At 49.8% G+C, this 16,326-nt stretch carries 8 protein-coding genes and 1 CRISPR repeat array (1 of these 9 only partly in view); all 8 genes read left to right on the top strand.

Annotated elements, in window-relative coordinates; translation table 11 throughout:
• Positions 1–352 precede the first annotated feature (352 nt).
• The 8 genes from ADN00_RS06235 to cas2 are packed head-to-tail and all read left to right on the top strand — an operon-like array spanning position 353 to position 9,044.
• Complete coding sequence (locus ADN00_RS06235) at positions 353–1,345, top strand: helix-turn-helix transcriptional regulator (RefSeq protein ID WP_082389934.1); 993 nt, start codon at positions 353–355, stop codon at positions 1,343–1,345.
• Positions 1,345–3,579: a CRISPR-associated helicase/endonuclease Cas3 gene (locus ADN00_RS06230; RefSeq protein ID WP_082389933.1), complete on the top strand. Its 2,235-nt coding sequence runs from the start codon at positions 1,345–1,347 to the stop codon at positions 3,577–3,579. The genes ADN00_RS06235 and ADN00_RS06230 overlap by 1 nt, the downstream gene beginning before the upstream one ends.
• Positions 3,580–3,607: 28 nt before the next feature.
• Complete coding sequence (cas5c, locus tag ADN00_RS06225) at positions 3,608–4,270, top strand: type I-C CRISPR-associated protein Cas5c (protein WP_075062092.1); 663 nt, start codon at positions 3,608–3,610, stop codon at positions 4,268–4,270.
• The gene (gene cas8c / locus ADN00_RS06220; RefSeq protein WP_075062091.1) at positions 4,267–6,135 is read left to right on the top strand and encodes a type I-C CRISPR-associated protein Cas8c/Csd1; all 1,869 of its coding nucleotides are present in this window, start codon (positions 4,267–4,269) and stop codon (positions 6,133–6,135) included. The genes cas5c and cas8c overlap by 4 nt, the downstream gene beginning before the upstream one ends.
• A gap of 19 nt (positions 6,136–6,154) precedes the next feature.
• Complete coding sequence (gene cas7c / locus ADN00_RS06215) at positions 6,155–7,024, top strand: type I-C CRISPR-associated protein Cas7/Csd2 (protein WP_075062090.1); 870 nt, start codon at positions 6,155–6,157, stop codon at positions 7,022–7,024.
• Positions 7,025–7,040: 16 nt separating this feature from the next.
• Complete coding sequence (gene cas4 / locus ADN00_RS06210; RefSeq protein WP_075062089.1) at positions 7,041–7,709, top strand: CRISPR-associated protein Cas4; 669 nt, start codon at positions 7,041–7,043, stop codon at positions 7,707–7,709.
• A gap of 3 nt (positions 7,710–7,712) precedes the next feature.
• Positions 7,713–8,744 carry a type I-C CRISPR-associated endonuclease Cas1c gene (gene cas1c / locus ADN00_RS06205; RefSeq protein WP_075062175.1) on the top strand — a complete coding sequence of 344 codons (1,032 nt, stop codon included), beginning with the start codon at positions 7,713–7,715 and terminating at the stop codon, positions 8,742–8,744.
• A gap of 9 nt (positions 8,745–8,753) precedes the next feature.
• Positions 8,754–9,044, top strand: a complete 291-nt coding sequence (gene cas2, locus ADN00_RS06200) for a CRISPR-associated endonuclease Cas2 (RefSeq protein ID WP_075062088.1) — start codon at positions 8,754–8,756, stop codon at positions 9,042–9,044.
• 169 nt (positions 9,045–9,213) lie between these two features.
• Positions 9,214–16,326: direct repeats of the CRISPR family, unit length 33 nt; unit sequence GTCGCTCTCCACACGGAGAGCGTGGATTGAAAC (it continues 4,458 nt past the right edge of the window).

Below are 16,326 nucleotides of genomic sequence, written 5' to 3'. Positions count from 1 at the left end.
GGTGTGGGCTGGATTAATGAATGCGCACTGGATTGTCCCCTGTTGTTGTTTTGCGCTATCCCCTAGAATTATTATAGCCAGATTAAAAATGTTTTACAGTGGGAATGGATAATTGGTGGTTTGCTATAGCGAACATAATGAGATCTTGGGAAACCTTGGAAACCGGTGCAGAAAATGCTGTTTTGGATTTGCGCGAAATTTGCTAGAATATATATAGTTGTTGCTTGCCTTGCAACACAAGCGCGGTAAGATCAATCATAGATCAGCGCGGTGTGAGCAGGCCCAAAATGTTGTTTTGAATAGTGGGGGCTTAATCGGACACCACCCAATACTAAAATGAATAAGGGGAGTTATGAATCCATCTGTGCGAAAAGCTGGAAGGCTTCATCAAATTGAGGCGATGCTTTTAGCTCATCCAGAAGGGCTGACACAAGCCGAAATTGCCCGGCGTCTCTCGGTCAACCGCTCAACGATCAACCGCTATGTGGCTGATTTGCCCGCTTACATCTATGTTGATGACATGGATGGCGGTAAATGGAAGTTGGATCGTTCGGCTGATTTGATTCACGTTCATCTGAATCTGCACGAAGCCACCGCCGTGCACCTGGCTTCTCGCCTGCTGGCAACCTGTATCGATCGCCAAAACCCACATGCGGCCGCTGCGTTACGCAAGATGGCTGTGGCGCTGGAACGATTGGCACCCCATATCTGCCAGCATCTCGCTCAGTCTGCAGATGCCATCGATGAAGAATCGCGTTGGAACGATCAAGGTTTTCTACGCTCGTTGGAGGTGATCACTTTAGCCTGGGCGGCGGGCAGAAAAGTGAAGCTCTGGTACCGGGCCAGGGTGAATGAACCGGTCAAAGAAACAGTATTCTCTCCTTATTTCATTGAACCTGGAGCAGTGGGGAGATCAACCTATGTAATTGGCTTCAGCGAACATCACAACGCGCTGCGCACATTAAAAATAGAACGCATCGAGCGAGTGGAAGCGCTGAGAGAGGCCTATACCATCCCCGCAGATTTTGACCCGCGCGATTTGTTGAAGTATGCCTGGGGCATTTGGTACACCGACGAAGAGCCGGTCGAGGTGGTGTTGAAGTTTTCTGCCAGGGTTGCTCAGCGGTTAGGGGAGACTCGCTGGCATTGCACAGAGCAGGTGGAGCCGTTAGCGGATGGCAGCCTGCTCTGGCATGCCAAAATCGCTGAACCGCAGGAGATGATGCCCTGGATAAGGGGCTGGGGAGCGGATGTGGAGGTGCTGGAGCCGGAGAGATTAAGAGAAAATTTATCTGATGAGGCGAAAAGATTGATGGATGTTTATAGAAGGAGCAATGAAGAATAATGGAAGATATGATCCGGAATCATTTTTACGCCCATTCAAAAAATGGTGAAGAGAAAAGAAACTGGCAACTCCTTATTGATCACCTAATCAACTCAAGCAGACTGGCTGAGAAATTTGGGCAAGATGCCGGTATTAGCCAGTTAGCCAGCACGGCTGCATTGGTACATGATCTTGGAAAATACTCCCTTGAATTCCAGCAGCGTCTGGAAGGAAGAAAGATTCGCGTTGATCATTCAACCGCGGGCGCAAAGGAGTTATGCAAGATTTTTAAAGGCACACCTTATGAGCCATTAGCCACTATATTGGCCTATTGCATTGTGGGACACCATACAGGATTGCCAGATTATGGCGATTCCTCTGATCTTCCTGGGGATGGAACATTGCTAGCCCGTTTGAAAACTGCTGTTTGTGATTACAGTCATTTTCAAGTTGAATTATCTGCTGCTCAGTTTGAATTGCCATCAAAATTAGCTATTCGGCCCATTAAGGATCATTGGGGATTTTCTTTTGCGTTTATGACGCGCATGATCTTTTCAGCAGTAGTCGATGCTGATTTTCAAGAAACGCAAACTTATATGCAAGGGGAAAAACCACGCGGGGTTTATGAGAGTATAGAAAAACTGCGGGATAGATATAACTCCTTTTTGGGTAAATTTGATGCGCCAGTACGTGAAATTGATATCAAACGAACCCAAACAATGCGTTCCTGCATAGAAAAGGCGTCTCTAAACCCCGGATTCTTCACACTAACTGTCCCAACCGGAGGAGGAAAAACGCTGTCATCCATGGCGTTTGCGCTGAATCACGCTACGCGCCATGGACTTAAGAGAATTATTTACGTAATCCCTTTTACAACTATCATCGAGCAGAACGCGAAAGTATTCAAAGATATTTTGGGTGAAGAGAACATTTTAGAACACCATTCCAATTTCGATTGGGAAGGCAAGCGTGCGGAAAATGGCGAACTTCTTGATAACCAGACCAACAACGTTTTTTCAAAGTTAAAACTCGCGGCAGAAAATTGGGATATTCCAATTGTGGTAACCACCAACGTGCAATTCTTTGAATCGCTATTTGCAAACCGGTCTTCACGCTGTCGAAAACTACATAATATTGCTAAAAGTGTAATCATCTTCGATGAAGCGCAAATGTTTCCGCGTGACTATATGTATCCGGTAATGTACGCAATTCGGGAGCTGGTAACCAATTACGGCGCGAGTGCGGTTTTCTGCACTGCCACACAACCCAATTTAGAGAAATTTCTACCGGAAGAAATCCACCCGATTGAACTGGCGCCTGATCCGCAAGAATTATATAATTTCTATCGAAGGGTGGAAGTAAAGAGCATTGGTAAAATCAGCGATCATGATTTGATTGGTAAGCTTAATTCTGAAGACCAGGTTTTATGTATTGTCAATACCCGTGCCCATGCAAAAGGGCTTTTCGATGGCCTGGATAGCAAAGGCAGCTATCACCTTTCTACGCTGATGTGCCCGGTGCACCGTCTCGAAACTATGATGGATATTCGCGATAGACTTTCAAAACAATTGCCCTGCCGGGTAGTCTCCACCACAGTCATGGAAGCGGGGGTTGATCTGGATTTTCCGGTAGGATACCGCGCATTAACCGGCTTAGATTCAATCAATCAGGCAGCCGGCCGTGTGAACCGGGAGATGAAACGCTCAGATGGAAAAATGTTCTTATTTGAGCCAGATTCGGAGTTTGTGAAAAAGGTTCCCAAATACATTGCGCAATCTGCAGAAATCACCCGTATGGTTCTTCGAGAATTTCCTGATGAACCCATTTCCATACCGGCCATCCAGACATTCTATAACTATCTTTACTCATTGAAAGATAAGCGAGACTTTGATTTTAAGAACATTCTAGGCTGTTTTGATAAAAGTCAGTCATTTATGCTGGATTTTGCTGATGCGGCACAAAAGTTTCGAGTAATCGAAGAAGCAACGCTTTCGGTAATTATTCCGTATAACCAGGAGGCTTTACTACTGATTGATGAATTAAAAAACACCCCATATCCCTTCTCAACCTTGCGAAAATTGCAGCCTTTTTCAGTGAGCATCTATGAACAGGAGTACAATGCCTTAAACCAGAAAGGGGCTATTGAAATAATCGCGGATAAATTCCCCGCATTAGTGAACGAGAAAGATTACTACCACCCAAAAACCGGGTTGATCATTCCCACCAGCGGTGGGGGGGATGCCCTGTTTTATTAATTTGGAAACTGTGAAAGGAGGCGTTTTTATGAGCTATGGAATCACCATTCGCGTAAGCGGACCTTATGCCCTGTTCACCCGGCCAGAAATGAAAGTGGAACGGGTAAGTTACGATGTGATCACGCCCTCAGCAGCGCGCGGAATCATCGAAGCAGTCTATTGGAAACCAGCCATCCGCTGGGTAATTGATAAAATTCATGTTCTTAATCCAATCCAGTTTACCAATATTCGCCGTAATGAGGTCAGTGAAAAGGCTTCCACCAGTATTGCCACGCAGATTATGAATGGCAGCGAGAAGCCGTTCTATATTTCGGCTGTGGATAATCGCCAGCAGCGGGCTTCAATGGTGTTAAGGGATGTAGATTATGTCATTGAAGCGCATTTTGAACTCACCGACAAAGCGGGAGAAGAAGATACGGAAGATAAGCATTATCCCATCGCGATGCGCCGTTTACGAGAAGGGCAGTATTTCCACACGCCTTGTTTGGGTACCCGTGAGTTCGCAGCAAAGGTACAGTTAGTCGAGGATAAACGAGATATCCCGAAAAGCGCATTAGCTGGCTCCAGAAGCCTGGGTTGGATGCTCTATGATCTCGATTTCTCAAATCCCCGCGATATTCGGCCGGTCTTTTTTAAAGCTGAAATGAACGAAGGGATCATTGATCTGACCAATGTGGAGGTGCGCCAATGATTTTAGAAGCGCTTTACCGCTACTATCAAATTTTACAAAAAGACCCGGATGTTGATATTGCCTTGCCAGGGTACAGCGCGGCGAATGTAAGTTTTGCCTTGAACCTTTCCCGCAATGGAGATTTACTGGATATTCTTCCGCTATTTGAAAAAGTTCAACGTGGCAAAAGAGTGGTTGAAGTTCCTCGTCGAATGATAGTTCCCGAACAAGTAAAACGAGCAGGAAAAAATCCATCCCCGAATTTTCTTTGCGATAATTCTGCGTTTGTTTTGGGAATATCAACAAATGATGACAACGACCCTGAATTCAGCAAAAATCGGTTTGAAGCTTTTAAACAACATAACCTTTCCATACTTTCACAAGCAGGATCACCCGAATCAAAGGCTGTAATCTCATTTCTGAAAAATCATGACCCTAATACAGCAAGGTCCCACCCAGCAATTTCTCGAAATATTGAAGGTTTATTGAAAGGTGGAAATCTGATTTTTTTTGTCTCACAAAGATCGATTTTGGATATTCCGGATGTTTGCCGTGTTTGGGAAGAATACCGACTAGGATCATCATCACTAGAAATGCAATGTCTGGTAAGCGGAATAACCGAAGCCGTTGCTCGTTTACACCCCAATATTCAGGGTGTTCGTTTTGCACAATCCTCTGGCGCCTCCTTGGTAAGCTTCAATGAGCGAGCCTATGAATCGTATAACCGAACAAAGGAACAGGGCATAAATTCTCCTGTTAGCCAACGGGTGGCTTCGGGGTATGGCGTGGCGCTGAATTACCTGCTTTCAGATCAGAATCCCAATAGAAAAATCATCCTCGGTGACACCACCATTGTGTATTGGGCTGAAAGTGAGAATAAGGCATACGCCAACGCGTTTGCGGCGTTACTCGATCCGGCAGTTGTAGAAGAACAACCAGACACTGATCAGAAGAACAGAAAAGCGGCTGACGAGAAACTAGGGAAGACAATCGAAAAAGTAACCAGAATTCAACCGCTGGACTTGCACATGTTAACTAAGGATCTGGACTTTGAGACCCGATTTTATGTCTTAGGTCTCGCTCCCAACGCAGCTCGTCTGGCGGTGCGGTTTTTCCTCACTGATTCATTCGGAAAATTCGTTGAACGAATCATGCTCCATTATGAAGACCTGAAAATCATCAAAGAGTTTCCTGATCAGTCAGATTACCTATCTATTTCAAAGATTCTTCGTGAATGTGTATCCCCTAAAGTGACTCGTCGGGAGGAGGAAATTCAAAAGACCTGGTCGCTATTAGGAGGCGCAGTTACGCGCGCGGTTTTGAGCGGCGCACCTTACCCTGAAGCGTTATATACCGCAATGATCAATCGTATTCGCGTGGACGCTGATCAAAACGGCAATAAGAAGATCAATTACACCCGCGCCGCGGTCATCAAAGCGCATCTTATCCGAAAATATCGCCGACAAGGCCAAAATCCCTACCAGGAGGTATTGCAAATGTCTCTAAATCCCCAGTATTCCCATCCAGCCTATGTTTTAGGCCGCTTATTCGCGGTACTGGAAAAAGCTCAACGAGAAGCCATAGGTGAGGTTAACGCCAGCATTAAAGACCGTTATTTTGCTTCTGCTTGCGCTACACCAGCCAGTGTCTTCCCGGTGCTTTTGCGGCTTTCACAGCATTATTTTTCCAAGGCCGAGTATGGTAAAGCCAACGACAATCGGATTCAAGATCTGTTAAATCTGCTCGATGTTGAGAAAAATCCTTTCCCGGCGCGATTAACCTTGGATGAGCAGGGCATCTTTGTGCTGGGTTATTACCATCAACGCGCTGATTTCTTCAACAAAAAACAAATGTCAGAAGAAGCACTTTCAAACCAGAACAACTAACAAATAAGGAGATACTATCATGTCTGAAGCAATCAAAAACCGCTATGAATTTGTACTATTGTACGATGTTGAAAACGGAAACCCTAATGGCGACCCGGATGCCGGCAACATGCCGCGCATTGATCCTGAAACTGGCTATGGAATTGTGACCGATGTGTGCTTAAAACGCAAGATTCGCAATTTTGTTGAGTTGGTCAAAAGCGATGCTACCGGCTACCGAATTTATATTAAAGAAGGTGTTCCGCTCAATCAGAACCATGTCGAAGCTTATGAGGCGGTTGGCTTGAAGTCGGGAGATAAAGCCAAGCCAGACAAGGTAAACGAAGCCCGGCAGTGGATGTGTAAAAACTTCTATGATATTCGCACCTTTGGAGCTGTGTTGATGGTCGGAGACAATTGCGGCCAGGTACGCGGTCCGGTGCAGATCAATTTTTCCCGCAGCCTTGATCCCATTGTGCAGCAAGAGGTTACCATCACCCGCCAGACTGTCACCCGTATCGAGGAAGCTGAGAAGGAACGCACAATGGGTCGCAAACACATTGTCCCTTACGGCTTATATCGTGTGGAAGGTTATATCTCTGCAAAACTGGCAAATGATGCTTCCAAGGGTACTGGATTTTCTGAAGATGACCTCACTCTATTTTGGGACGCCTTAATCAACATGTTTGAACACGACCGGTCTGCCGCGCGCGGCAAGATGGCTGTTCGAAAGCTGATCGTTTTCCAGCACGATTCTGATCTGGGTAATGTTCCTGCGCATAAACTCTTCGATCTGGTCAAAGTGCATCGCAACCCTGAGGTAAACCCTCCCCGGCGATTTGAGGATTATGAAGTCACTATCCACTTTGCCGATGTGCCCCCCAGCGTCAAATTGATTGAAAAAATCTAATGTAACTGGTCAGCCCATGAAACCCGAATACACCCCCGACGAACTCCTGCCCCTCTCCGGCATCCAGCACTTCCTGTTTTGCCGCCGGCAATGGGCGCTCATCCATGTAGAGCGCCAATGGCAGGAAAATGTGCTGACCGTGGAAGGTAAACTGCTGCATAAACGTGTGGATGATCCCTTCTTTACAGAAACGCGCAGCGGAACGATCATCGCGCGCTCCGTGCCGGTGGCTTCGTATATATTGGGGTTCTCGGGGGTGTGTGATGTGGTCGAGTTTACCAAATCTCCACAGGGCGTAAAACTACCGGGGCGGCAGGGCCTATACCTGCCCGTCCCGGTGGAGTACAAACGCGGCAAACCTAAATCCGACCCGGTGGATGAAGCCCAACTTTGCGCGCAAGCCATCTGCCTGGAAGAAATGCTGGCCGTCTCGATTCCACGCGGATACCTGTATTATGGCGAAACTCGTCATCGGGTAGAGGTGGAAATGACCACCGAGCTGAGAACTCTGGTCAAACAAATGGCGGTGGAAATGCATGCCTATTTTCAGCGCGGGTACACCCCGCGGGTTAAAACATCCAGAGCCTGCCAGTCTTGCTCTTTGGCCGATATTTGCCTGCCAGCGCTTCAGGAGAAAACCATGACCGCTTCACAATACATCCGCCAGCAGCTTGAAAAAGATTGAATGATGAAACAATTAGCCAACGTTTTATACATCACTTCCGCTGACGCGTACCTCTCCCTGGATGGGGAGAATATTGTCATTAAGAAAGAAGAGCATGTTTCCACCCGTCTGCCGCTTCACAATTTGGAAAATGTTGTTTGCTTTAATTACCTGGGCGTCAGCCCGGCGCTCATGGGTGCTTGCTCAGAGCGAAATATCGGCCTGTGTTTTCTAACTCCAAATGGTCGCTTCCTTGCGCGTGTATCCGGCAAAGTCAAGGGTAACGTGCTGCTGCGAAAGAAGCAGTATCAGGTTTCTGAGCGTGAAGCTGAAAGCGTGCCCATTGCCGCCTCATTTTTGTTGGGGAAAATCTATAACAGCCGAAAAGTATTGGAGCGTGCCTTGCGCGACCATGCCATGCTGGTGGATGTGGACGCGCTTACAAAGGCGTCAAGCTTTCTCAAGCAAACGCTGGCTGTGATACCTGAATGCAACACCGTCAGCGAACTGATGGCCTTTGAAGGCAGCGCGGCGAAAATCTACTTTGGCGTGTTCGACCACCTAATCCTTCAACAGCACGAAGATTTCTCTTTTCGAGAGCGCTCCCGACGACCGCCACTGGACAATATGAATTCCCTGTTGTCTTTTCTCTATACCTTGCTGACCAATGAAACCGTCTCAGCTTTGGACGCGGTTGGCCTTGATCCGTATGTAGGCTTTTTGCATGCTGATCGCCCAGGGCGGCCTTCACTGGCGCTGGACCTGATGGAAGAAATGCGCCCCCTGTTTGCTGATCGCCTGGCACTAACTTTGGTTAATCGCAAGCAGATCTCCGGCAAGGGGTTCACGCAGAAGGAAAGTGGTGGCATTCTCATGGATGATGATACGCGTAAAGCGGTTTTGGGTGCCTGGCAGGATCGAAAAAAAGAAGAAATTGTTCACCCTTACCTTAAAGAGAGGATTCCATTTGGATTGATTCTGCATGTGCAAGCCATGCTGCTGGCACGCTATCTGCGCGGCGATTTGGATGCTTACCCACCGTTCTTCTGGAGCTAGGAGGGCAAAGTGCTGGTTTTAATCACTTATGATGTCAACACCGAAACAGAGGCGGGTAAAAAACGTCTGCGCAAGGTAGCAAAAGCTTGCCAGAATTATGGGCAGCGCGTGCAAAACTCAGTTTTTGAATGTATTATAGATCCGGCGCGTTTTAAACAATTGCAGTCAAATCTGGAAGTCTTAATCAATAAGGATGTGGATAGTCTGCGATACTATTACCTGGGTGATGAAGAGAACGCGAGAGTAGAACATGTGGGTGCGAAAAAGCCCATGGATCTGAAGGGAACGTTAATTGCGTAAATTGCGAACCTGAAGTGAACAGAATATTTCTGGGGGGTTCGCAAGATATTAGCACCTTAACAACCTCATAATTAACGGTAAAATCAGAAAAATTGGGGAAATATTAAAGAAACAAGAGAAGAAAGAACAATATCTGGTGCTTGTATTTACAAAAGAGCCAGATGTTGCGGTCGCTCTCCACACGGAGAGCGTGGATTGAAACTGGCTGGGAGATGAGTACACGTCTGTTCAGCGCGCGTCGCTCTCCACACGGAGAGCGTGGATTGAAACACGTTGTCGAAGTTTGTTATGACCCATATCAATTAGTCGCTCTCCACACGGAGAGCGTGGATTGAAACAGACTTTCGCCAGTCCTGATACCAACAAAACATGCGTCGCTCTCCACACGGAGAGCGTGGATTGAAACCATCGCTGCGCACAAACGGAGAATAAAACCCGCATGTCGCTCTCCACACGGAGAGCGTGGATTGAAACATCACGATTTGGGTTTGATTTACAAACACCTCTTGTCGCTCTCCACACGGAGAGCGTGGATTGAAACGATTTACGCGCGGGCAGCTTATTCCGCTGCATGACGTCGCTCTCCACACGGAGAGCGTGGATTGAAACCCAGTATCGGCGCTTCGATTTACAAGAGAGTTAAGTCGCTCTCCACACGGAGAGCGTGGATTGAAACGATTATTGGATGCGTACGGCTAAAGCGAGCCGGCCGTCGCTCTCCACACGGAGAGCGTGGATTGAAACAACGTCGAGCTGCCAGAAAAGCCGAGCAGCGACGTCGCTCTCCACACGGAGAGCGTGGATTGAAACACACCTGGCACAACCCCGTCAACGCGGGCAGCAGTCGCTCTCCACACGGAGAGCGTGGATTGAAACTCCATTGAACCAGGGGCAGAACCTGGCCGCCTCAGTCGCTCTCCACACGGAGAGCGTGGATTGAAACTGTGGTGTCAAGCCGACACCCCTACCGTCTCCAGTCGCTCTCCACACGGAGAGCGTGGATTGAAACAGCTTATCGATATCAGGGAGAACAATTGATGAAAGTCGCTCTCCACACGGAGAGCGTGGATTGAAACAACAATCCAAATCGGAGATGGAACTTATATTGTAAGTCGCTCTCCACACGGAGAGCGTGGATTGAAACCACATGTTCCTTTCCAACCTCTACAATATCCCCGTCGCTCTCCACACGGAGAGCGTGGATTGAAACAATGCGCTGTCCAATAGTGATATGCAGGTTTTGGGTCGCTCTCCACACGGAGAGCGTGGATTGAAACACGCGGATATAATCGCCGGTGGTGGTGTTCTTGATGTCGCTCTCCACACGGAGAGCGTGGATTGAAACCGGCACAGAAAACGCGGAAGTACAGCGCATTCTTGTCGCTCTCCACACGGAGAGCGTGGATTGAAACGTTAGACTCACTACCTAAATACCTTGACTTGGAGTCGCTCTCCACACGGAGAGCGTGGATTGAAACGATGCAGCGAACCGTGCAGGTATCGGTGGTTAACCGTCGCTCTCCACACGGAGAGCGTGGATTGAAACCCATACAATATTTGCGACAAAATTTTCTTCACGTCGCTCTCCACACGGAGAGCGTGGATTGAAACCAGTGAGATCCACATCTTCCAACCGATCAGCCCGTCGCTCTCCACACGGAGAGCGTGGATTGAAACACACGCCAACGATATACAATAACAGGCAAACCGTCGCTCTCCACACGGAGAGCGTGGATTGAAACTTTATCCCAACAACTCTTCTAAATACATCCTCGTCGCTCTCCACACGGAGAGCGTGGATTGAAACACAGTCTGGGTAATCACAATCTACGCAGAATTCCTGTCGCTCTCCACACGGAGAGCGTGGATTGAAACATCAACTCTTTTTTGACGGCAAACAGCCTGGACAAAGTCGCTCTCCACACGGAGAGCGTGGATTGAAACTATCTGATTTTTTGTGTGAAAATGTGAGCGTAAGTCGCTCTCCACACGGAGAGCGTGGATTGAAACATTATATCAATTGTAAATATTTGTACATATACATGTCGCTCTCCACACGGAGAGCGTGGATTGAAACTTTGAGCATGATAGCGGCCGCCTGTTCTTTGGTCGCTCTCCACACGGAGAGCGTGGATTGAAACTACGGGTACTATTGATGGAGTACCTCAGAATGTAAGTCGCTCTCCACACGGAGAGCGTGGATTGAAACCTTGACTGCCCGGAAAACTGGCGGCGCAAATATCTGGTCGCTCTCCACACGGAGAGCGTGGATTGAAACCAGAGAACGAAGCTCGGATTCCATCTCTTCAATGGTCGCTCTCCACACGGAGAGCGTGGATTGAAACCTTTCCTATTACGGCTCGCTCATATAGTTCTGTTGTCGCTCTCCACACGGAGAGCGTGGATTGAAACCTTAACTCTGTTTCTTTCCAGCTTCGTTAGGGTGTCGCTCTCCACACGGAGAGCGTGGATTGAAACATCTCTCGCCGCGGTACGGTGAATGGCTACGATTGTCGCTCTCCACACGGAGAGCGTGGATTGAAACATTGCGGCAACATAGATCATATATGGTGGAAAGGTCGCTCTCCACACGGAGAGCGTGGATTGAAACATCAAACAGGCTGCCAACCGATTACCCGTTTCTCGTCGCTCTCCACACGGAGAGCGTGGATTGAAACAGTCACACCCGGTGCGATTTTGCGTTTTTGTCTGGTCGCTCTCCACACGGAGAGCGTGGATTGAAACTCACCCTGCACAACACCAACTTTGGATCCAAAGTGTCGCTCTCCACACGGAGAGCGTGGATTGAAACTACCTATATTGTTAAGCGGTTTGCCGTTGTTAGGTCGCTCTCCACACGGAGAGCGTGGATTGAAACAGTCACGCCCGGCCCGATTTTTCTTTTTTGTCTGTCGCTCTCCACACGGAGAGCGTGGATTGAAACGGCTTTGATATCAATAATGTCACCTTCAGCAGTGTCGCTCTCCACACGGAGAGCGTGGATTGAAACTTCAACGCCTTATATCGAAACCGCACAGATTTCTCGTCGCTCTCCACACGGAGAGCGTGGATTGAAACAAACCCCACCGGGTACGCGACGCGCACCTGCGCGTCGCTCTCCACACGGAGAGCGTGGATTGAAACTTCAATCATTACACCTATGCTAACCGTATGCTGGTCGCTCTCCACACGGAGAGCGTGGATTGAAACCCGTCTCAGGTTCTTGATCGTCTCACGCACCTGGTCGCTCTCCACACGGAGAGCGTGGATTGAAACCCTTGTAGATAGCCAGGGTGTTAAGCTCTGGCTATGTCGCTCTCCACACGGAGAGCGTGGATTGAAACCTCATCATAATTAAATCTTGAAGCGGTACCTTCGTCGCTCTCCACACGGAGAGCGTGGATTGAAACGCGGTAGGGCTTTCGGTAACTTTCTGGATACCGGTGTCGCTCTCCACACGGAGAGCGTGGATTGAAACCGATTGCGCGTGCTTGACTCCCTGTTAGTAGAAAGTCGCTCTCCACACGGAGAGCGTGGATTGAAACTGCGCGTAGGTAACAAAAATTCCCATTTCCTGGAGTCGCTCTCCACACGGAGAGCGTGGATTGAAACTTCAACGCCATATATCGAAACCGCACAGATTTCTCGTCGCTCTCCACACGGAGAGCGTGGATTGAAACTCAACCTGGTCAATTCCCCCACGCGCACACCGGTAGTCGCTCTCCACACGGAGAGCGTGGATTGAAACTGCTGGAAGACGGGCGCGTAGGTGAAGCGATGTCGTCGCTCTCCACACGGAGAGCGTGGATTGAAACGCTCTCGAATCGCGCCTAAACGCTCCATTAAAGCGGTCGCTCTCCACACGGAGAGCGTGGATTGAAACATGGTTTGCCTTTGTGGATGTGGAAAGAGTTAGTCGTCGCTCTCCACACGGAGAGCGTGGATTGAAACTAGCCAGATATTTTCGCCGCCAGTTTTCCGGGCGTCGCTCTCCACACGGAGAGCGTGGATTGAAACACCCTCTCTTGTGTATCCCTTGCGGGTCAGTCGATAGTCGCTCTCCACACGGAGAGCGTGGATTGAAACACCGAGTATAAAGCTGACCTGGCAATAACTATCGTCGTCGCTCTCCACACGGAGAGCGTGGATTGAAACCTGTGACCACGTCTTTGGAGACGGACTGTTTTGGTCGCTCTCCACACGGAGAGCGTGGATTGAAACTCTGCCAGCGCCACTCGTGGCTTTGGCGGCAGGGTCGCTCTCCACACGGAGAGCGTGGATTGAAACTGGATGATGTGCCTGCTGGCGCACGGGTGAAAGTGTCGCTCTCCACACGGAGAGCGTGGATTGAAACAAGGCTCTAGCTTGGTGGAAGGTCAGATGACTGAGTCGCTCTCCACACGGAGAGCGTGGATTGAAACCTCCAGGCTCCAGGGCATGGCGTCATCACCGGTGTCGCTCTCCACACGGAGAGCGTGGATTGAAACACAGCGAGGGTGAATACTGGGTCGCTCTTGGCCGTCGCTCTCCACACGGAGAGCGTGGATTGAAACGATGTATTCGCCAGGCCTGTTATAGTCCCAGTTCGTCGCTCTCCACACGGAGAGCGTGGATTGAAACGTTACTTGAAAACCAGCCTGTAACGGCTAGACTAAGTCGCTCTCCACACGGAGAGCGTGGATTGAAACAGCGAGCAAATCCAGCACGCGGGTCACGAATTTGTCGCTCTCCACACGGAGAGCGTGGATTGAAACATGGTATCTCCCTTGCCGGTATAACGCGACCGGCGGGTCGCTCTCCACACGGAGAGCGTGGATTGAAACGGTGGCTGCACGGCCCTTGTCTGGGTCGCAGGCGTCGCTCTCCACACGGAGAGCGTGGATTGAAACACCATCGGTTATGTAGGCGAGGATGGGGTTGAACGTCGCTCTCCACACGGAGAGCGTGGATTGAAACACCCTCTCTTGTGTATCCCTTGCGGGTCAGTCGATGTCGCTCTCCACACGGAGAGCGTGGATTGAAACCAAGTGTAACTATCCGCCCGTACTAAATGCCACATGTCGCTCTCCACACGGAGAGCGTGGATTGAAACGTCAATGGTCGCGTGATCAACCACGCGGGCCTCGAGTCGCTCTCCACACGGAGAGCGTGGATTGAAACTTGGATAATTTGATTGTGGTCATTTGTTCACCCTCGTCGCTCTCCACACGGAGAGCGTGGATTGAAACCCGCGATACTCTGCGGGTACATCCATGTCTATGTCGCTCTCCACACGGAGAGCGTGGATTGAAACCGGTGATTGGATCCCAGCTGGACGGTGCGCCGGTGTCGCTCTCCACACGGAGAGCGTGGATTGAAACTCGTCTTTGGATAGTTTGTGCCAGTTCGCAAAAATGTCGCTCTCCACACGGAGAGCGTGGATTGAAACGGTTCAACCCCATCCTCGCCTACATAACCGATGGGTCGCTCTCCACACGGAGAGCGTGGATTGAAACTGCGTGCCGCACCGCCTAGCATCCGCGCAAAGAGTCGCTCTCCACACGGAGAGCGTGGATTGAAACATTGGTTCTCCATTCCGGCCTATTGCCCGACCGGGTCGCTCTCCACACGGAGAGCGTGGATTGAAACTGGTTAAAGAATCTACTACTAGGGACTTCGGAATTGTCGCTCTCCACACGGAGAGCGTGGATTGAAACGCGAGAGCGACACGCTCCAATACTCCACGGCGCGAGTCGCTCTCCACACGGAGAGCGTGGATTGAAACCCAGGCTGTATCGGATGAATGAACGATTGCAGTAGTCGCTCTCCACACGGAGAGCGTGGATTGAAACTCGATCTCTCGCTGGCTCGCCTTCCAACAATCAGTCGCTCTCCACACGGAGAGCGTGGATTGAAACATTTTATGGGGTTATGTGGTCGTCAGTACCGATTTGTCGCTCTCCACACGGAGAGCGTGGATTGAAACTTTCGGCGCTGGCCAGCCGTTTTTGATGCGCCAGGTCGCTCTCCACACGGAGAGCGTGGATTGAAACTCGGAGTTGCAAAGGCAAATGTTCATACTCAAAAAATTGTCGCTCTCCACACGGAGAGCGTGGATTGAAACTGTGGATTGACCAGGAAATGTATAGCCTGATAAAGTCGCTCTCCACACGGAGAGCGTGGATTGAAACCACTGGGCTAAGGTCGCTGCGTTGGATGTTGGCCGTCGCTCTCCACACGGAGAGCGTGGATTGAAACTACGGCACAGCGCAGCCATGCTGCGCCGGATGGCCGGGGATGTCGCTCTCCACACGGAGAGCGTGGATTGAAACCTTGGTTATTTGCTCACCGGCCGCCGAAACAGCGTCGCTCTCCACACGGAGAGCGTGGATTGAAACTTTTTTGTCTGCCAACCAGCAGCCCACGGCCGTGGTCGCTCTCCACACGGAGAGCGTGGATTGAAACAACTTCAACCACGATCGGCTGGATCAATCCGTTTGTCGCTCTCCACACGGAGAGCGTGGATTGAAACCACGAGGTAGTTATGACACAGTTTATCCCAAGTCGCTCTCCACACGGAGAGCGTGGATTGAAACTCACGACAGGGGCGCTTGATCGCCGATTAAATCAGTCGCTCTCCACACGGAGAGCGTGGATTGAAACGACAAAGGTTGTAATGGGGAGTACATCTCTCTCGGTCGCTCTCCACACGGAGAGCGTGGATTGAAACCATCCTTGCGCTCAAACACGTTGATCTCCGGGCACGTCGCTCTCCACACGGAGAGCGTGGATTGAAACCTTTTGGCTTGCGACCCAGAGCAAGGGCGATCATGTCGCTCTCCACACGGAGAGCGTGGATTGAAACGGGAGCAAAAACGCGCCCAAAACGACGTAATTGGTCGCTCTCCACACGGAGAGCGTGGATTGAAACGGGGATAGATCGAAAAGATGCGGGAAATGTCGTATGTCGCTCTCCACACGGAGAGCGTGGATTGAAACAGAATGACAAAATGCGCGGGTTCGTGAACGCTTTTGTCGCTCTCCACACGGAGAGCGTGGATTGAAACGCCGCCGTCTGGCGCCAGGTCAAGCACTTTGAGTCGCTCTCCACACGGAGAGCGTGGATTGAAACTTACTTAAAGAAAGCATGTTTTATCAGCATCACCGTCGCTCTCCACACGGAGAGCGTGGATTGAAACTTTGTCATCATGTTTGTGAAGGAGGGAAAATGAGTCGCTCTCCACACGGAGAGCGTGGATTGAAACAAGCTGAATAATGACGCTGGCGCATATTCGCCCGGTCG

The organism is Ornatilinea apprima, assembly GCF_001306115.1.
GTDB classification, from domain to species: domain Bacteria; phylum Chloroflexota; class Anaerolineae; order Anaerolineales; family Anaerolineaceae; genus Ornatilinea; species Ornatilinea apprima.
This window is presented reverse-complemented; position numbering and strand designations above follow the sequence as displayed.